The sequence below is a fragment of the Blautia obeum ATCC 29174 genome (assembly GCF_025147765.1).
GTDB lineage: Bacteria > Bacillota > Clostridia > Lachnospirales > Lachnospiraceae > Blautia_A > Blautia_A obeum.
On the sequence record NZ_CP102265.1, the window covers coordinates 3,515,160 to 3,534,536 of the forward strand.

Below are 19,377 nucleotides of genomic sequence, written 5' to 3' on the forward strand. Positions count from 1 at the left end.
GCTATTATATTATCCTTTTCAATTTCTATTAGGATATGTCTGTTTCATTGTTTCAGCAATGTAAATAACATTGGAAACTAACATAATGTGCTTTCTGCAACTGTGTTCGTCCCGCTGTTCTTCCCGGTAGAAAAACTGGTCTACGGAAATATCGAACATGGTAACGAGTTTGAAAAATAAATTGAAGCTGGGATGTTGTCCCTTGTTTTCAATATTCATAATCGTGCGGTCTGTCTTGCCGACCAGCTCCGCCACATAGGCCTGTGTCCAGCCCCTTTCCTCTCTGGCTTGTTTGATTGCCAGCCCGAGCCCATGAAAGTCAAACCTGATTTCATCTTGGTTCATTCTCATATCACCCTATATCATTGTACATTTCGGGTTGAATTATGAGAATGTAATGAAATTTGATGTTAAGTAGTATTTTATTTCATTATCAAATAGCCACATGATTGAATATAGCAAACGATTGTGATAAAGTTGATACGAATATGCCATAAAATTATATTCTGCAAATTGATCAATGTTAAAGAGAGGTATTTTATATGAATTACACAATTCTAATAGTTGATGACGATATGGCTATCAATGATATGCTTGTTAAATATCTTCGGAAAAATGGTTATATAACATATTCTGCTTATTCAGGAACAGAAGCCCTTCTTTTTCTTGAAAAGCAAAAAGTTAATCTGATTATTTTGGATTTAATGCTTCCCGGTCTTTCTGGTGAACAAGTTTTAGCAGAAATAAAGAAAACAAAAAATGTACCTGTAATCGGTCTATCTGCAAAAGAAGATTCTAAAAGTAAAATTTTCTTATTGAAAAACGGTGCTGATGATTATGTAACGAAACCCTTCGATATAGAAGAACTACTTGCAAGGATTGAAACGATTTTGCGACGGATTTATGAAAATCAATATACATCAAATTCCTTGTTATGTTGTGGCGATTTAAATTTAGATACAATAGGAATGGAGGCCACTCTAAAAAATCAAAAATTGCCCCTTACAAAAAATGAGTTTGCTATATTGAAAATGCTTATGGAACATCCGCAACAAGTATTTACGAAAGATATGATTTATGAGCAATTATGGAATGAAACTTTAGAGGGAACTGAAAATGCTATCAATGTTCATATCAGCAACTTACGCAAAAAAATTGCTGCAATAGATAATAGTAAATCATATATTAAAACGGTTTGGGGAATTGGGTTTAAGATGGACATATAATCTTTATGAAATCCTTAGATTTAGAAAATAATTTACTTAAACTTATCCCTTACACTAAAACCACAAGGAGGGATATATCATGGAATATATACTAAGAACGAACACAGTATCTAAAAAATACACAAATTATTATGCTGTTGATAAAGTATCCATTTCTATTAAAAAAGGCGAAATATATGGCTTGATTGGAGAAAATGGTGCTGGTAAGTCTACTTTAATGAAAATGATTGCAGGTTTGGTTGAACCATCAGAAGGCTCTATTGAACTATTTGGAAATTTTGTTCCCCAGACTGAGCGTTATCGTATTGGTTGTGTGATTGAATCTCCGGCACTTTATGCAGAATTAACCGCAAAACAAAATTTGGAAGTATTTAGAAATGCATATGGACTGTCAAGCAAAGAATCTGTACAACAAATTTTAAAGCAGGTGGGTCTGTCACAATATGAAAATAAAATTGTCAAAAAATTTTCATTAGGTATGAAACAGCGTTTAGCCATTGGCATTGCCTTGTTGGGAAATCCTGATTTTCTGATTCTTGATGAACCTATCAATGGCTTAGATCCGACTGGAATACAAGATATGAGGAATTTCTTATTAAAACTAAATAGGGAAGAACATATTACCATTATGATTTCCAGTCATATCTTGGGGGAATTGTCAAAAATTGCAACGAAATACGGCATTATTAAAAATGGCAAGCTGATTGAAGAAATCACTGCAAAAGAATTAAATGAAAAATGTCAATGTTGTTTAAAAATTAAGGCATCAGATACTGCACAGGCCGCTATTTTAATAGAGAAAAATCTCCATACTAAAAACTACGAAATTCTTTCCGATAATAATATTCGGATTTTTGAATATGTAGACAATCCCGGAATTGTAAACTCCTTACTGGTTAATCATGGAATTTCTGTTGATGAATGTACTGTAACAAAGGAGTCACTGGAAGATTACTTTAATGAAAAAATGAGAGGAGGCATAGTCAATGCTTAATTTAATTAGAGCTGATTTTTATAAAGCAATACATGGAAAAGTCTTGAAAGTATGTTTTCTTATGATGACAGGATGGATATTCTTATGTGCTTATGCACAAAAAGCAACGATTGGCATGAGGGAATATTTGGTAGGTACAGAAGTTTCTGCAAATTACTGGGATTCTTTTTTTAATTATTACCCGGTTGTATTCCCTTTGATTGTTTTTTGCAGCTACTATTTCTCAAATGATTTTCGTCAAGGGACTGTAAAACATTATATAGAAAAAGGTCTGTCACGATGGAGTTACTTCTTCTCAAAATTTGTAATTGGCTGGATTGTATCATTCTTTTTTTTGGTGTCTGCCTTTTTAATTGGTTTGTTATGTAATAAAATTTTTTTTGAAATAAGCGGTCTTACTTTTACAAACATTAGCAATATAGTGTCCTACATATTCTGTGAGGCATTATATCATATGGCTGTATCAACGCTCGCAATTTCACTTGTTTTTCTCATAAGAAACAGTTCAGTTAGCATGGCAGTTAATGCTTTGCTTATATTTTTTGGTTATCTGGTTCTTCATGGATTGGAAAGTATTTTGGGCTTAGGATATAACATCACAATTTTTTGGGCAATTAGTAATATCAATAAAACAAGAATAGATATGGCAGTTCAATGGCTTCCAACCGCAATTATCATTTTCTTCGCCTATATGATTATATTTGGTGGAGTTATAGGAACAATTTTCAAGAAAAGAGATATTACATAATGCAGGGAGGGATAATGTTATGAGTGTGGTACTTCAAATATATGCTATCATTGTGACACTATCTCTTATTATTGTTTTATCATTTTACTTGCTTCATCGTAGGGAGGTAACCCGGTTAAGCCAGAAATTGCAAACACTTTTACATTCATTTACCCATGCGGAATTGACATTAGATTTTCCCTCTTCCGATATAACCGATCTTGTAAATGCTTTAAATGAATTGCTTCGAGTTTACCACAAACAAGTATATTCATTACAAAAAAAGGATGAGGCAATCAAAGAAACAATTACAAATTTAGCTCATGATCTTAGAACACCTGTGACTGCTATTCAAGGATATACCCAAATGCTTCTACAATCGCCGGAGTTGTCCGAGGAAGATTTAGATGCAGCAGCTGTTATAAATGAAAGATTGAATGTTTTAAATCAGTTACTAAATCAGTTGTTTGAATTTGCACGAATAGAAGCTGATGAAATGGAATTTTCTTATACTACATTTGATTTAAATGCTGTTTTACGCTCTGTTGCAGTTTCCTTTTTTAAATCTTTTGAGGAACGCAAAATAATTCCAGCATTAAGTATTGCAGAGATTTCTTTTCCATTTTATGGAGATGAAAAAGCAGTAACCAGAATTTTTGAAAATATCATTTCTAATGCCTTGTCACATGGGAAAAGTGATTATCATTTTTCATCTTATGATAATAATGAATATTATTACTTTTCTTTTCAGAATATTACTGACAGCATAAGTGAATCTGATATAGATAAAATATTTAATCGCTTTTATACAACAGATTTATCTCGTTCTCGCAAAACAACTGGTTTAGGTCTCACGATAGCAAAGAATTTAACTGTGAAAATGGGCGGTTCTATCAGTGCTTCTCTAAATAATAATGTTTTTGAAATTGTAGTGTGCTTTCCTAAGCAAAAAGGATAAAAAACTGATGAACCTGCTTTGGTGGTTAAAAAAAACGCTTATAAAGTAGGTGTATTACATTGCTTATTCACATAAAAAACTTGATGGCGGTTTCAAAGCCGCCATCTTTCGTGCAAATAATATTCTAACACAAACATGGTGGCGTAGGAGGATACTCGTTCAAAGGAATAATATCAATAAATGAATTATGAATGGTCCTACTAGTCAAGACCACCGGCTTAGCCGGTGGCTTGCTTTGACCCTATAAGGGTCTATTACCGGCACTGGAGTCTAAAGACTCACTGAAATAGGTTCGCCAAGCGCAACATCATTTACCCACTAAGCCCTAAAGGGCTTCTTTTATTTGTTCGGTTTTACTGGCTCACCCGTGAACGGGTCAATATACTCTTTCAGTGTCATCTGGTCATATTCCAAATCTTCTTGTAACTGATTTGCTATATATTCCTGTATTTTCTTTGCATTTTTCCCTACCGTATCTACATAATATCCTCGACACCAGAAATGTCTATTTCCATATTTATATTTTAAATTTGCATGTCTTTCAAATATCATAAGTGTACTTTTTCCTTTTAAGTACCCTACAAAATACGATACACTTATGCTCGGTGGAATTTCTACTAGCATGTGTACATGATCTGGACATATTTCCGCTTCTACAATTTTTACACCTTTTCTCTTACATAACATACTCAAAATATTCGCTATATCCTGCTTTATTTTTCCATATGCTACTTTTCTTCTATATTTTGGTGCAAATACAATATGATACTTACAATTCCATTTTGTATGTGATAAACTATTACTATCCATTTGGATAACCTCCTTTGTCCTTTAATGCGGTTGGCGAACCAACATTATTGTAACACAGGAGGTTTTTTACTGTAAGCTGAAGCATTCCTAACTCACCTGCATAGCAGGTGGTTTATTTGTTTCCCAAAGTTCCGTTTTTCGGATCAACGAAAAACTACACAATGGTAAACAGGGCTTTGCCCTAACAAGAAGAAAAGCGGCAGAGATTTCTCCCCTGCCACTTTGATTATGTAAAAAATATCTGTGTTAACGAGTCTCTTGCCTTGCTTGTATCTCGTTCATTTTTCCAATCGAAAATCAGATATAAACTTTTGTTTAAATTGCCTATAATTCAAGTGAATCTTCTGCATCCACCCACATCTGTAAATTACCATTAAGATATAATCTCGCATATTCCAAAGGTTCATCCACAGCCAATGAAGTAAGCGCACATTCTGATCTGTATGTGGTTTTTAGATTTTTTTCAGCTTCCCAGCAATCAATACGAAGCATATATCCGGCACTTGTGTAAACATCAATACTATCGTGGTTTATGTTGTATTTTGCATAAATTGTTCTCATCGTATCTTATCTCCATTTTTTTATAATCAGTTACAGAGTTAAATATCGAAAACATTTCAATCAGTTCACCATGTCGCTATTGTTATATGTTATAATGTGTTATGAAATTTTCTTTCCCTTAATTTTTCCCATATTAAAGTTCATGAAAACCAATGGGAGGATATAACACAAGGGAAAGAGTAAGGGAAAGTTCACTTGCTACAAACTTAGTATTTTCAAGGGTTTGCGAAGAATTTGATAATCAAATATAACAGTTATTAAATTTCCTAAAATAAGTGAAATATCAACTGGAAGTTGTTTATTAAACCTTTTTAACCTTAACCAACAACATCATAGGTCTACGCATTTCATTACACATTCCCGGCATACCCATCATATCTGCCGGAGGCATTGCTTCCTCAATAGCCTCAATTTGAAAACCACATTTTATAAGTGGATTCAATATCTGCGTTAATGTGTGGTGCTGTTTAATTACTCGTTGACCAAGAAAATTGGTTTCTCTTTCGCCTGTGTAATAGTAATTGTCGATTGGCCAATATTTAGGTTTCCCATTTTCATCATAAATCCAATCCTCATTAACACCTGCGGTGAAAGTCGGATGTTCAATATTGAATAGGAAATACCCACCTACTTTTAATGTGCAATACACCTTTTGATAAATATTAGCTAAATTTTCGATATAGTGCAGTACCAGGTTAGAAACAACTAGGTCATAAGTATTTTCAGGATAAATGTATTCTTCAACACCGCAAACTTTATACTTGATTTTGTCATCAGAGTTATCAGCTACTGCTTTTGCAATCATTTTTTGACTACTATCAATACCAAGAATTTCAGTAGCTCCCATTTGTGCGGCATATTTGCAATGCCAACCGTAACCACATCCTAAATCCAAAACTTTTTTTCCCTGTAATTTAGGAAATAACGGTTGCAACTGATGCCACTCTCCAGCAGCTTTCAGACCATCTTTGCTTCTTCCCATTTCCGCATATGCGGCAAAAAATTCACTATTATCGTAAATATTTCTCATTGATAATTACCTCCATAACTTCCGATTTCTATTTTTGTTTCCATAGCATGGTGTATTCTTTTTCACCAGTAGCTTCATCCAAACCTTCACATTGAATAATGAACCCTTCTCTTTGGTAAAAAGAAATTGCTCTGGCATTCTTCTGGTATACATTTAATTGTAATCTAACTTTTTTATCCTTAATATAATCCAATAAAAGCTTACCGATGCCGCACGACTGCATTTCATCAGAGACAAAAATACCTTCGATATATTCATCATTTAATCCTACAAATCCTTGAATCATTTTATCATCTTCATACACATAGACTTCGGATTGTAACATCATTTCTTTCACTAATTCATAATTACTTTTCCAGTATTGATTGGAAATAAAATAATGTGTTTTCAGATTTGTCTTTAACCATATGTCAGCAACTCTATCGATATCTCCGTTCAGTAATTTTCTAATCATAACAAATATTCTCCACAACTACATACTTTATGCTTTTCTCTTTTTTCCATTCTATCACAAGCTCACCATTATCATCAATTTTTTGATATTTTTTCTTTTCCCCCACTGTAAAACAGTCTCTGAGCGTTTCGTTATATAGAGGGATACAAATAAGAGCAAGATCCACCCATGTTTAACGGTATTGCCATTTGGCCTCCCGTCAACCTATTAGCTATAGCTAATAGAATTGTATACTGTTTCAGCTAATTTATGTTTGCAGGTTTGGGAGAGATTGTTTCTTTTCCCGCCTTTTCTCTGATTTACATCCCCAAATACGGGGTGACAACAGAGCGGAACCCAAATGTTAGCTAGACTTCCTAAAAACCATGTTTGCAAACTGGTGATTTTGATTAGCTGTCAGCTAACAAAAATCGGATTGTGTTAGCTGGAAATGGATCATTTTGAATGGAATTTCATGTCACGAACGTGATTAGAAAATAAGAAAAGCGTTCGTTGTCAGCTAATCCAGCTAACATTTTCGAACGCTTTGAAGCCCGTCGCCAAGAGGATTTGAACCTCCGACCCCTCGCTTAGGAGCAACTTTTATGCAGGTTCAGACTAGTCCAACAGAGACAACCTATTCATTTATAAGTCCAGTAAAAAAGCGCCTTCCCGGACTATTTCTGTTCATATAAGATCATTGAAAATTATTCCGGATTTTTACATTTTCTGAGAAAATGATTGTACGCTTCTAATATAAAGCGCCAACTCCATCTATAATTTTTCAAATCATAAAATCCAACTATCCTGCCCATTTAAAAGCGGGAAATGAAATGTGTGATACACTATTTTCTTTGTCAGATTTCTTCTAAATTATACATCAGATACCGCCATTTACGCAAGATGCTTTGACCACTATTTTACCTCTTTTTTCTCACATGCTCTGATTTGATCTCATAAATAAAACCGGCAGAGATTTTGCTCTCCACCGGTCTGCTTTTATCCTAATTATGTTCCCCTTGCATTGATTTTGCTAATGATGTCAGCAACACAGCCATTTCCGGATTGCTGAGAACTTTTGCAAGTAACTCTGCGTCCACTCCTTCTGGAACTTCCATCATCGTCCTCTTTTCTGTATCATGGATCTGCGGATTCAGATTCTTCCTGTTATAAAAGGAATCTTCCAACAGTGTCGCATTGCGCCGTCTGTCTTCATCTATAATATGCGAATATACTTCTGTAACCATATCTGCCTGTGCATGACCAGAATCTCCCTGTACCGCCTTTATATCACCGCCGTTCAGCTTAAGCTTATAGGTAACACTCATATGCCGGAAACTGTGAAACACAATCTGTGGTAAATCATGTTGTTTGATCAGCTTATTCAGGGAATCTCTGATATACGCACCGCCCCTTGGAAGTCCATATTCAGTAGCAAGGATAAGGCCATAGTCCTGGTATTCTTCCTGCAAAATATCCTTTATCTCCTCCTGCTGTGCTTTCCATGCAATCAGTTCTTCAGCTACGCTCCTGGGTAAAAACACTTTCCGCACGCTGCTTTCTGTTTTTGGTGTTTTCATAATGCGTACCGTCTTATTCGTTTTCCGCTCCTCTGGAAATATGACGATCACATCTTTCTGGTCTAATTCCTCTAACGCTTTTTTGCTGACTCTCTGTACTTCCTTATTTACATAAAGATACGCCCGGTTTTCTTTGATCGCTTCTTCTGATATATCTACGCAGTCCCAGGTAAGCCCCAGTAGTTCTCCTATTCGAAGAGAACCGGCAAAGGCAAGGTTCATACACAATTTCAGGCACTCATTTTCACACACATCCAGAGCATATGCAAAGGTCTCTGCATCCCATATTACCCGTTTCTCTGATTTATGCTTTGGTACCGTCGCTTTAAATGCTGGATTCTTCTCCATGATATCCCACTTCACAGCCTGATTAAAACAACTCTTCAGCAGCTTATGTACATCACGGATTACACTGGTAGATACGAACTCGCTTCTGACATTTCCGTTCAAGTCTGGAACGGATGGCGTCTTTGTCAGAGTCTTATAGTAAATCTCCAGAAATCTGGTATTGATATCCGTCAGTGGAGTTTTCCCAATGATAGGCAATATATAATTCTTCAGCAATGACATATTCCCGTCATAGGTAGACAATGCCCACCTGTCTTTTCCATACAGTTCTACATACTCATTTATCAGATCCTCCAACGTCTTACAGTTCGATACGATAATACCGCCTTTTTTCTCTTTCAGTTCGATTTCTGCTTTTCTTATTTTAGCTTCGTTCTTCGTATCATACGTTTCCCATTTCTGTTTCCGTTTTCCCTCTGTATCTTTACAGTAATATACGACACAATATTTGTTATTTTTCTTCTGTATCGAAGCCATGCTATACCACCCCCTTTTCCTTCCGCTTCAATAACCACTGTTCAAATGCTTCTCTTGGAATACGAATAATCTTTCCTGTTTTTCTGACCGAGATTTTTCCTGTGGTGTACCAATAAGCTATGGTTGCAGGCTCCACTCCTGCCAGTTCTGCCGCTTCCGGCACTGTCAGATACTCCAGACATTTTTTCTCCTGGCTGTGATCTGCTTCTGCAAGGCATCTTCGCTTATAATTCTCATATTCCCGTTTTTCTTTCAACTCCAATTCTTCATATTCAAAATTAAACAGCTCATAGGTATCCTGTGCCTGCAAGAATCGCTCAAAGCTCTCCTTTGTCACCCTTCTCCGTCCGGCAATTACAATAACGTCCAGCAATGGGGCATATTTTTTACTGCTCAGGATTCCATATACGGTACTTCTTGGAACGTCAAGCAGCCGGGCCATTTCCGGCATACTGAGACTGGCTGCCTCTGCAGCTGCATCTTTCTTACGATCTTCCTGTGTACGGTATCTGGACTGGCTGTAATACCAGTCCCAGAAGGCATCCGTCGGCACTCGCATTCTTTCATTCACGGTAACTGTCTCAATATTGTTTTTCTTCAATATCTCATATACCGTTGCGTTGTCCGTCCCCAGCATTTCCTGTATTTCTTTTGGGGAATAAGATCTGAGCCTCAACTCCTTTCCCGGTGCTTCTCCATTGACTTTGTGATACCAGTCTTGATTGGCATACCACTTTTCAAAACTGGCTATTTCAACCCTCATCTTTCCAAGCAATGTTTCTGTCCGAAAATAGTTTTTATGAACCAGCCAGTAACGATCCGTCTTCTTTAATCCCAGCATATCCCCCATCTCGTGGACACTCATCCACTTTCGGGGTTTTGCCGGCGATCCAACTCTTTGTATCACTGCCTTGTTTCACTCTCCTTCCATTTATTTTTCTTAAATCATATCTCACAATTCGCAAAAAATTTAGGATGTCACAGAAGCATTTCCTTTATCCAGCCACTCGTCAAAACTCTTCTTGGAAATGCGGTATCCACCGCCTTCTAACTGAATCCAGCGGAACTCATGTTGTCTCAACAGCTTATAGACCGTTGATCTACTGACATCCAGCATTTCCTGTAAATCTTTCACCGTATAACATCTTTTTTCTGCCATATTTTCACTCTCTTTCTATCTGTTTTGATTTTATTTCTAAATACAAAACTCGTGAAAAAGTTAAGAGTGCCGTTCCCACTCTTTAACCCATTTCATACATTTTCCGCATTTTCTTTAAGATTGCGCTGACCTTCTGAGACATCCGAACCTTTGAAATTCCCAGTATTTTTGCCAGTTCTACCTGCTTCATGCCCTCAAAGTAGATGGATTTGATAATAAACTGCTCATGTTCTGACAGCTTTGCGATATTCTGATGCAGTTCTGCTGATTCAGCCTGCAGAATTACCAGATCTTCTACGCTCCGCTGTCCCTCATCTGGTAAGTCCTGCACTCCAATTCCATCTGTATTCTCACTGAAAACACAATCTAACAGCTCCGTCCACTTTGTTTTTCTTGTCATGGTTTCCGGATCTTCTGGCTGCCACTTTTTACTTCTGTAAATCTCATTACGGTAAGCGGAAAGCATTGCCTTGGCTACCTCTCTGGTTATTTCATAAAATTTTCCATCAACTTTTGCATAAAATTTGTCATTGAATTTATATGGATGCTCTACATACATCGTCCGTTCCTCCTGAATTTGAAATCTGTTTCGTGTTCCAAATTCAGGAGCGGAGGAGACCGACTCCTTCTGATGTCTCTGATCATGCGTACTGATTTCCTTTCAGGCCACCAGATCAGGCAGACCTGTGGCTTATTGGCCGGAAATCAAAATTTCAGGGCAACAAAAAAAGCCCCTCCGGGGTGCTAACCCGAAAGAGCTTTTCTAATAATCATATGAAGTTTTCCTGCTATTCTTTTATTTCCAGCATAATCAGTATAACAGTCCAAAGTATCAAGGGTATCTCAAATACCTACCGTAAAGTATCACTGATTCCTCTAAAAGTATCATCATTTGATACTTTTTAAATTGGCATAAAAATACACCGGAACTCACCAGCCCGATGTATGATCTTCCTATTTATTTAATGTGCCATGATTTTTCTCATGTTGAGCAATTGCCTGACGAATCAGATACAGCACTTCTCCATTGATAGAACGCCCCTCAAATTCAGCAAGACTTTTCAGTTTTCCGTGCGTCTCAGAATCAATCCGAAGACCAAGGTGTTTATCTTTTTCCATATGGCTTCCTCTCCATTTGATAAGTACAAAATAAGTTCATGTTACGAGTACATTTTAAGTACAAAACATGGTAAAATCCCGTCTTCCGTCGTAGTACTATGAAAGTTCCGACGTTTTCAATTCTTCCAATGCATTTCAGATTGCTCAAATATCTTAAAAGGCTTGATTTTACTGGAAAATTTAATGTCCTTACAGGGCATTTTTTTATTGAAAATTTTTTTCGGTATGTTGTATAATAATAGTACTACATAGTACTCTATCAGGAGGGGCATATGGCATACTATTTACGGCAGGATAAAAAGAAAAAAGGGCTCTATCTCCAGATGTATGAAAGTTTCTGGGATAAAGAAAAAAAGCAGCCCCGTTCAAGAAATATTGAAAGCTTTGGTTACGTCTCAGAGCTTATCTCCGATGAGATCCCAGACCCTGTTTCTTATTACCAAAAATACGTGGCGGAAAAAAACAGGGAACACGCGGCCTCGGTTGCCGATGAAACCCGTCCCCGGGTCTTTGCCACACAGCTTGAAAAAAACATTGGTTACTTCCTTGTCGATTCTCTTCTTTCAGAACTGAACGTAAAAGAGACCGTCGATATCCTTGCGTTACAAAAACGGTTCCAGTTTAACCTTTATGATATGATTGCACAGCTGATCTATGCACGGATCCTTTATCCCTGTTCAAAATCCAAAACAGTATCTACGGTCTTCCCGCGTCTTTACCATAGCGTTCCTATTTCCGAGGATCAGGTTTATGATGGCTGTGCTTTCATCGGGGAATCCTATAAAAAATATATTGAACTGTTCAACCACTGCTATGAAGAGCATTACAGGCGGGATTTCAGCAGTGTTTTTTTTGACTGCACTAACTATTATTTTGAAATTGACCTCCCAAAGGAAGATAAACAAAAGGGGCCTTCCAAAGAAAACAGGCATGAACCGATCATTGGCCAGGCACTGCTTCTGGATGCAGACCTGGTTCCGCTTGCCATGCAGATGTATCCCGGAAATGAGTCAGAGAAACCGTACATCCGAAAAATCATACAGGAAATGAAGGAGCGTTATAAAGTTACCGGGAAAACCGTACAGGTTGCAGATAAAGGGTTAAACTGTGCAAGGAACATTTATGCTGCTGTCATAGAAGCCAGGGACGGATACATTTTTTCAAAATCTGTCCATGGAAAAGGACTGAGTGAAAAAGAAAAACAATGGCTGCTTCTTGAAAATGATGCCAATGTCTATACGGATTACCGGGATAAAAACGGGAAACTTCTATTCCGCTTAAAATCCTGTGTAGATACTTTTTCTTATAAATTCAAGGAATTGAATCCCGAAACCGGTGAAGAAAAAGTAATCTCTTTCCGTGTAAAAGAAAAACGCATCGTTTCCTATAACCCTTCCCTTGCCCAGAAGCAAAAAGCTGAAATCATGAAAATGGTTGACAAAGCTACCAACTATACCACTTATAAAAAAATGGCACGGGAGGATCTGGGAGATTCCGTTAAATACATACAGATCACAAATACAGATAAAGATGGAAAAAGTAAAAAACCGGTAATTGAAATCAACCAGGCAAAGATTGACGAGGATCTGAAATACGCAGGGTATAATCTCCTGGTAACATCTGAATTAGATATGGAACCCTCACAGGTATACCACACGTATCACAACCTCTGGAAAATAGAAGAGTCCTTCCGTATAACCAAATCTTATCTGGATGCCCGGCCTGTTTATGTGCAAAAAAAAGAAACAATCTATGGGCATTTTTTAATCTGCTACCTTAGTTTGTTTCTTTTAAAGATTCTGGAAATCAAATGTTTCAAAAATAAAATCAATTCCTATGATCTTGTAAATTTTATGCGTGACTTCAGGGTTATTGACAAAGGCGACGGAAGCTATATCAATATTTCTCAGAACCAAAGTGTTAATGAAAAAATCAAAAACCTTATCGGCTTAACCAATCTCGATGCACTGTATCTGACAGAAAAAGAGATCGAAAATATCTTTGAGTTCACCATGCTAATTGATAACTGAGTACTAGGTTTTGAGAGAAACGACGGAAGTCAGGTTACATACCTGCTATCTTAGCGGAAACGCACTATTTTGTCAAACCAAAATGAAGAAAATGTGCTTCCATACTCATCTCGGCCAGCGCTCTTCCTTTTTCAAAAGCGGAGCAAACGCCTGATGTGGCTCGCTCTGATACCAGTAAGCCACGCTTGCCACATCGTCCTGCCGTTCAAAATTTCCCTTATGGCAGCCTCCGATCTGCTGAAGCGTCACGCGCAGATCCTCCTCAAACAGAATCGGATCCAGAATATGCCAGCGATAAAAGCCACGCTGCGGAAGTGTATCATCATTATGATACGCACTCCAGGCCCGCTCATCGTGTGTGGAATAATACGGATATCCGAGGAACGGCGTATTGTAATTCTGCTCCACCGTCTTCCCGTCCACCTGCTTTGCAAAGCTCCAGGAGCCGCCGAAATAGTCCTCCATCCCGGTTCCACAGATCGTCGGATATTCCTCATCTCCGTCAATATAGAACTTCATCTCACCTTCGCCATACCAGTAACGCTCCAGTGATGTATGGGCAATATACGTGCCGACATAATGTCCGCGTCCCTTCACGCCATCCAGAATCGTATAATCCTTCTGCAGCTGCGTCAGCTTCTCCCTGCGCCACTGTGCATGGAAGTATAAGGTATCCTCCGGCTGCTCATCCAGCTCCAGATAATCAACCTGATAAAAGAAGCACTCCAGCTCTGTCTCGTGCTGATTTTCCAGTGTGATCCTTGCCCGCTTTCCGAACGGCATCTGAAAATAGCAGTTAAAACCTCTCGCCGGAACCACGCAGATCGGAAGGGAATTGACGATACAGTCCCTGGCAAAGCCGCAGCAGAAGAAGTCCCCGAGCGGGCTCTCCACAGAAGGTGTCTCCTCATCATCCCAGTACATCCGCAGCACCAGATCGCGCAGAACATAATAGTCCTTTTCCGTCTGATCTGCTACCGTGATCCAGATATGATTGATCACGCCCGGCCCTTTGATATCTGCCAGCGTTGTCACGCTTCCGGAAGCAAGGTTTCGCAGACACGGAGAACCTTTTCTGGAAGGTCCCAGATTGCTGGGTGCCATCCCGCCCTTTCCTTTTTCGCCTGTCGGATTTTCTGCATTGACAGAACGGCTTCTGCCTCTTTTTGCTGTCGTCAGATCTGAAATACCACCAAATCCATTCATTTCTTTTTCCTCCTACAATTTACTTTTTTACAGCTTTTTCAGATAATAGTAACCAAACGCCGGAATATTAACCCCGCATGCCTTCATCTTCTGTCCAGAGATCAGGTCGACATACAGACCGTCATTTCCATTGATCCATGCCGTCTTGTCATACTCACTGAAATTAAACAGACCGTAAATTTTCTCTCCGTCATAAAATCTTCCGATACAGAGTACACCCTTTTCCCACGTCTCGACTGTCCATGTATCTGCATAGGAGACAAACGCCTTCTCTTCCTTGCGGATCTGCTCCAGCTTTTGCAGGCCAAGGAACATTTTCCCTTCTACGGTAGACAGATCGTTTCTCTTTTCTGCCAGATCCCAGTGCATCACGCCACGGTGAATGTAACGGGAATCTGCCACCTTGTTCGGATCATCCTTGTAGGTATAATCGTTGACCTGTGCGATCTCGTCTCCGCTGTAGAGTACCGGAATACCGGACTGCATAAACATATACGCATGCAGCATCAGATCCTTGCGGATTGCCAGATCCATCGCGGCCGGATCCTGCTCAAAACCGGCTTTTTCGATTCCACACATGGAAGCGGTCGTTCCGCAGAACCGCGCATCTCCGGTCACCGGATCGGCATTGTACAGCTCACCTCGGCTCGTGCTGTTTCCTGCATAGCCCTGGAAATAGTCATTCAGATACTGCTTGTGGGAGCGCTCCATCATGCCCTCCTGCTCCAGTGTCGCATAATCCAGTCCCCAGCCGATATCATCGTGGCAACGCAGGTAATTCAGAAATACATAATCCTTTGGCAGACTGTCCACGATATCCAGCTGCTTCTTTAAAAGGCTCACATCACGTGTCGCTACGGTATGCCAGGTCGTAGCCATCGTCGTCACATTGTAGAGCATGTGGCATTCCGGCTTCTCGACTGTGCCGAAATACGGAACGACCTTCTCCGGCTCCATGACTACCTCACCGAGCAGCAGAATACCCGGGCAGACGATCTCACCGATCATACGCATCATGCGCACAATCGTATGCACCTGCTGAAGATTCCGGCAGGTCGTACCGAGTTCCTTCCATATATATGGCACCGCATCGATCCGGACAATGTCGATTCCCTTATTTGCAAGGAAGAGGAAATTGTACATCATCTCATTGAACACGCGCGGATTGCGGTAGTTCAGATCCCACTGATACGGATAGAAGGAGGTCATGACAAAATGTCCGGCATCCGGAAGCCAGGTAAAGTTGCCCGGTGCTGTCGTCGGAAATACCTGAGGAACCGTCTGTTCATATTTTGCCGGAATATCCCAGTTGTCAAAGAAGAAATAACGGCCCATATACTCGCCATCTCCCTGACGCGCACGCTTCGCCCACTCGTGATCCTCTGAGGTGTGATTCATGACAAAATCCATGCAGACATTAATGTCCTTCTCATGGCAAGCTGCGGTCAGATGCTCCAGATCCTCCATTGTGCCAAGCTTTTCCTGTACCTTGCGGAAGTCTGATACTGCATAGCCACCATCGGAGCGCCCCTCCGGAGTATCCAGAAACGGCATCAGATGAATGTAGTTGACGCCACACTGTTCTATATAATCCAGCTTCTTCTGCACGCCCTTCATATTGCCTGCAAAATTGTCGATGTAGAACATCATGCCCATCATGTCATTCTGCTTGTACCAGTCCGGGCGTTTCTCTCTGCTCGCATCAGATGCACGCAGATCGGTATTTCGCTCCATGTAGAAGCGTTTCATATTGTCGCACAGCTCTGCAAACATGGAGCTGTTGCCATAAAGCTCCATATACAGCCAGCGCAGCTCCTCAAAGTGCCGGTCAAACCGCTTCCGGTACGTCGCTTCGATTGCATCCTCGCGTGCTTTTTGGGCTGCCTCTGCCTCGCGCAGTGCAGCCACCTTCTCAGCTGCCGCCTTATCCTCAGCTGTCATCGTGATCGCCACGGTCGGCTGCTGTAATGTCTCCTGCTTTGTTGTCTTTTTTCTCGTTCTTTTCATCTTCTATCCTCTCCCTCCAGAATCGGAAGCATGATGCCCTGTTTCTCCTTTATATCAGTCTCTGGCAGTGGAAGCGTCGTCCCGCCGTCCTGAAAGACAATCGGCAGATCCACAATATCCTCCACCGCTTCTCCATTCAGAAGCCGCATCAGACAATCAACACTTGTCTTTGCGATTATCCCGGTATCCTGATAAATACTCGACACAAATGGCTGTCCGGTATTCATCCAGCGCAGCCCGTCATAACCAATCACCTGCACATCCTCCGGGACACGCAGGCCCATCTGCTCCAGCTCCTCCTGAATGACGATCGCCAGATGATCTGTACCTGCAAAAATTCCGTTCGGCCTTCCATTTTCCGTCATCTGATTATTCATATGTGCCTGCAATACACTTCCGATCAGGCTGCGTGCAGAAAAGGATGAGTACACGGACGGTACCTGCTTCTCGGAAAACGTAATGCTTGCATATGGAATCTCGTTTTCTTCACAATACCCTTCAAAGCCAAGTCTGCGCTTTCGCACCTCATTGTCCACTGACATAATGGTCTGCACAAGCAACAGATTCGTCGCACCTCGCCGAACCAGATTCTCTGCTGCCATACGTCCGCCCAGATAATTATCTCCGGATACACACGGGATATTTTTTGAAAAACGACGCTCAATCGACACAAATGCCAGTGTATCATCCAGATATTCCTCCACATCACTGAACGTAACACCAATGATACCGTCGACCTTGTTGGTTCTGGCCATTTCGATATATTTGATCTCTTTCTCTTTCTCGCCGTCTGAAATACACAGCAGTGGCTGTTTATCATAGGCAGAAAGTGCATGCTCAAGCCCCTGCAGCAGCAGGCTGTAAAACGGATTGGTAATATCAGGCAAAATGACGACGACATAGTCGGTGCGCTGTGTACGCATCTTCCGGGCAATCCCATTCACCTGATAGCCAAGCTTCTGAATCGACTGCTCGACCCGCTGCCTCCGCTCTTCACTTACATTTCCGCCATTAATGACATTGGATACCGTTCCTACCGATACACCTGCATCCATCGCCACATCTTTGATTGTTGCCATCCCTGTATGTCCTCACTTCTTTTCCGGTATTCGAATTTTTTATCTGTTCAACTATTTGTTCTTTGGCGCCTTTATTTCAATACGCACCACTTTGCAGCTCCTGGAGCCGCATCTCCGCGCAGCTTAAGCGTTTTTCCAAGTACATTTTCCTCGGTCTCAATGGTGCCGCAAAGCCGTCCGCCGTCCGCCAGGATATCCAGCATCTCCTGGTCGATCACAACTGTCATATCAAGCGGCTTCGCTGGATCAAACACACCGCGCAGCTCTCCATCCAGCTCATGCTTCCGATCGGTGTCCACCCAGAGCTCTCCATGTGTAAAATCTACCCGGATCGTCGTCTCTCCGATCTCAAGAAGCTCCGTTCCTGTCATTCCGACATTCCAGCTAAGCACAACCTCCCTTGCTTCTCCTGCAATGAAAATGGTCTCATTTTGCGGAAGCACCTCCCAGCTGCCGCGCAGAGCATGCAGCTCCTCTGCCATGGAAAATGCCAGCTGCAATCCGTCCGCTCCGTCCTTCAGGCAGATTTCCTGCGGAATTCCCATTGCGCCGCGATACCAGCCGTTTGCATTATCCAGCCGCACCCACGGAACGAGTAATACTCTCTCTCCAACATTTACAAAATTCTGTGCGGCATAGGCCCGTCTGCTGAAATAGGCCATCTTCCGCTCCGTCTTCGTCTGGAAGGTATAGCCGTCAAAGCTGCCGATCTGATAATAACCGTCCGCAGACCAGAATACCCATTCCTTCTTATCTGTCCCCTCTACCGGAACCTCGATCAGAAGCGGACATTCCCACATCCCTGGTACCATCATCTTCTGCGTCTGCTCCCAGTGAAGTAAATCGGCAGAGCGCAGGATCAGAAAATCATTTTCCTCCAGGTACATAATCATCACATAGGCGTTTGATTCCGCATGCCAAAATACCTTCGGGTCGCGGTTTTCCCCGACAATCCACGGAACCAGCTCTTCGTCACGCTTATGAATGGTTTTCGCTCCGTCCGTTGACCACATCAGCTTCTGTGTGAAGAGATTGCCTGCTTCCTTCGACCACTCGTTCATCCCTCCTGCCGCTGTATAGAAAAACAGCAGTGCATCCTTTCCGTAACCGGCTGTATTTTTTTCATCAACCATCGCACAGCCCGAATACATCGTGCCGTACTCATCCGGCGTGCTTGCCACCTCCTGCTCTTCCCAGTGCATAAGGTCCGTACTGGTGGCATGTCCCCAGGACATATTCTGCCATTCCGTCGAATACGGATTATACTGATGGAACATATGATAAACGCCATCCACATATACCAGTCCGTTCGGATCGTTCACCCAGCCGTATGCCGGTGTGTAATGCAACCGCGGGCGGTACGGATAATCATTCTGCGGACGCGTCTTCTCCTGGCGGATATCAACGCCATCCAGATACTCCTCGCCCTTTTCACTGACAATCCGAAGCTCTTTTCCAAGATACTCCGTCGCCTTCCATACCCCGTAAAAATCAATATGCTCTTTTCCGAGGGAAACTTTCATCTCCTGGATTTTCTGATCCCCGTCATATACCGACACCCAGACCATTTCTCCGGACATATCCACCGGAAACCAGAGATACTTCTCACTCACTGTAATATCCATAAACGTTC

19 protein-coding genes are annotated in these 19,377 nt (G+C 40.9%); 5 read left to right on the forward strand and 14 right to left on the reverse strand.

Translation table 11 applies throughout. The features are described 5' to 3' along the window. Positions 1-18 precede the first annotated feature (18 nt). Positions 19-345, reverse strand: coding sequence for a helix-turn-helix transcriptional regulator (locus tag NQ503_RS16870; RefSeq protein ID WP_005423708.1), 327 nt, complete (start codon positions 343-345; stop codon positions 19-21). Positions 346-542: 197 nt separating this feature from the next. Between NQ503_RS16870 and NQ503_RS16875 the strand changes: the two genes are divergently transcribed. The 4 genes from NQ503_RS16875 (at position 543) to NQ503_RS16890 (ending at position 3,905) form a co-directional block, all read left to right on the forward strand. Beyond that, complete coding sequence (locus tag NQ503_RS16875; protein WP_005423706.1) at positions 543-1,226, forward strand: response regulator transcription factor; 684 nt, start codon at positions 543-545, stop codon at positions 1,224-1,226. Positions 1,227-1,305: 79 nt separating this feature from the next. Then, positions 1,306-2,220: an ATP-binding cassette domain-containing protein gene (locus tag NQ503_RS16880; protein WP_005423704.1), complete on the forward strand. Its 915-nt coding sequence runs from the start codon at positions 1,306-1,308 to the stop codon at positions 2,218-2,220. Continuing rightward, positions 2,213-2,968 carry an ABC transporter permease gene (locus NQ503_RS16885; RefSeq protein WP_005423701.1) on the forward strand — a complete coding sequence of 252 codons (756 nt, stop codon included), beginning with the start codon at positions 2,213-2,215 and terminating at the stop codon, positions 2,966-2,968. The genes NQ503_RS16880 and NQ503_RS16885 overlap by 8 nt, the downstream gene beginning before the upstream one ends. Positions 2,969-2,987: 19 nt before the next feature. Continuing rightward, positions 2,988-3,905, forward strand: a complete 918-nt coding sequence (locus tag NQ503_RS16890) for a sensor histidine kinase (protein ID WP_005423700.1) — start codon at positions 2,988-2,990, stop codon at positions 3,903-3,905. 339 nt (positions 3,906-4,244) lie between these two features. Here NQ503_RS16890 and tnpA read toward each other — a convergent pair whose 3' ends face one another. From tnpA to NQ503_RS16935, 9 genes are all read right to left on the reverse strand, one after another. Further along, the gene (gene tnpA, locus NQ503_RS16895) at positions 4,245-4,715 is read right to left on the reverse strand and encodes an IS200/IS605 family transposase (RefSeq protein ID WP_005423698.1); all 471 of its coding nucleotides are present in this window, start codon (positions 4,713-4,715) and stop codon (positions 4,245-4,247) included. Between the two features lie 324 nt (positions 4,716-5,039). Beyond that, positions 5,040-5,276, reverse strand: coding sequence for a DUF6061 family protein (locus tag NQ503_RS16900; protein ID WP_005337278.1), 237 nt, complete (start codon positions 5,274-5,276; stop codon positions 5,040-5,042). Between the two features lie 301 nt (positions 5,277-5,577). Then, positions 5,578-6,306 carry a class I SAM-dependent methyltransferase gene (locus NQ503_RS16905; protein WP_005423694.1) on the reverse strand — a complete coding sequence of 243 codons (729 nt, stop codon included), beginning with the start codon at positions 6,304-6,306 and terminating at the stop codon, positions 5,578-5,580. A 28-nt stretch (positions 6,307-6,334) separates the two neighbouring features. Beyond that, positions 6,335-6,760, reverse strand: a complete 426-nt coding sequence (locus NQ503_RS16910) for a GNAT family N-acetyltransferase (protein ID WP_005423693.1) — start codon at positions 6,758-6,760, stop codon at positions 6,335-6,337. A gap of 983 nt (positions 6,761-7,743) precedes the next feature. After that, on the reverse strand, positions 7,744-9,144 hold the full coding sequence (locus tag NQ503_RS16915; protein ID WP_005421624.1) for a tyrosine-type recombinase/integrase: 1,401 nt from the start codon (positions 9,142-9,144) through the stop codon (positions 7,744-7,746). 1 nt (position 9,145) lies between these two features. Then, positions 9,146-9,985, reverse strand: coding sequence for a helix-turn-helix domain-containing protein (locus NQ503_RS16920; RefSeq protein WP_173716689.1), 840 nt, complete (start codon positions 9,983-9,985; stop codon positions 9,146-9,148). 129 nt (positions 9,986-10,114) lie between these two features. Beyond that, positions 10,115-10,303 (reverse strand): helix-turn-helix domain-containing protein, encoded by a 189-nt coding sequence (locus NQ503_RS16925; RefSeq protein WP_005423686.1) that lies wholly within the window; start codon positions 10,301-10,303, stop codon positions 10,115-10,117. An 82-nt stretch (positions 10,304-10,385) separates the two neighbouring features. Then, the gene (locus NQ503_RS16930) at positions 10,386-10,862 is read right to left on the reverse strand and encodes a sigma-70 family RNA polymerase sigma factor (RefSeq protein WP_005423684.1); all 477 of its coding nucleotides are present in this window, start codon (positions 10,860-10,862) and stop codon (positions 10,386-10,388) included. 395 nt (positions 10,863-11,257) lie between these two features. Continuing rightward, positions 11,258-11,422 carry a type II toxin-antitoxin system antitoxin gene (locus NQ503_RS16935; protein WP_005423682.1) on the reverse strand — a complete coding sequence of 55 codons (165 nt, stop codon included), beginning with the start codon at positions 11,420-11,422 and terminating at the stop codon, positions 11,258-11,260. Positions 11,423-11,694: 272 nt separating this feature from the next. On the opposite strand from NQ503_RS16935, the gene NQ503_RS16940 reads away from it, so the two are divergent. Beyond that, complete coding sequence (locus NQ503_RS16940; RefSeq protein WP_005423678.1) at positions 11,695-13,452, forward strand: IS1634 family transposase; 1,758 nt, start codon at positions 11,695-11,697, stop codon at positions 13,450-13,452. 105 nt (positions 13,453-13,557) lie between these two features. On the opposite strand, the gene NQ503_RS16945 is transcribed toward NQ503_RS16940, so the two are convergent. The 4 genes from NQ503_RS16945 to NQ503_RS16960 all read right to left on the reverse strand — a co-directional run bounded on the left by NQ503_RS16945 (position 13,558) and on the right by NQ503_RS16960 (position 19,369). Further along, positions 13,558-14,658: a glycoside hydrolase family 172 protein gene (locus tag NQ503_RS16945; RefSeq protein ID WP_005423676.1), complete on the reverse strand. Its 1,101-nt coding sequence runs from the start codon at positions 14,656-14,658 to the stop codon at positions 13,558-13,560. 27 nt (positions 14,659-14,685) lie between these two features. Next, positions 14,686-16,665, reverse strand: a complete 1,980-nt coding sequence (locus NQ503_RS16950; RefSeq protein ID WP_005423675.1) for an alpha-amylase family glycosyl hydrolase — start codon at positions 16,663-16,665, stop codon at positions 14,686-14,688. Next, the gene (locus NQ503_RS16955) at positions 16,662-17,744 is read right to left on the reverse strand and encodes a LacI family DNA-binding transcriptional regulator (protein ID WP_005423673.1); all 1,083 of its coding nucleotides are present in this window, start codon (positions 17,742-17,744) and stop codon (positions 16,662-16,664) included. Before NQ503_RS16955 ends, NQ503_RS16950 begins: the two co-directional genes overlap by 4 nt. Positions 17,745-17,815: 71 nt before the next feature. Then, the gene (locus NQ503_RS16960; protein WP_005423671.1) at positions 17,816-19,369 is read right to left on the reverse strand and encodes a glycoside hydrolase family 32 protein; all 1,554 of its coding nucleotides are present in this window, start codon (positions 19,367-19,369) and stop codon (positions 17,816-17,818) included. Positions 19,370-19,377: the final 8 nt, after the last annotated feature.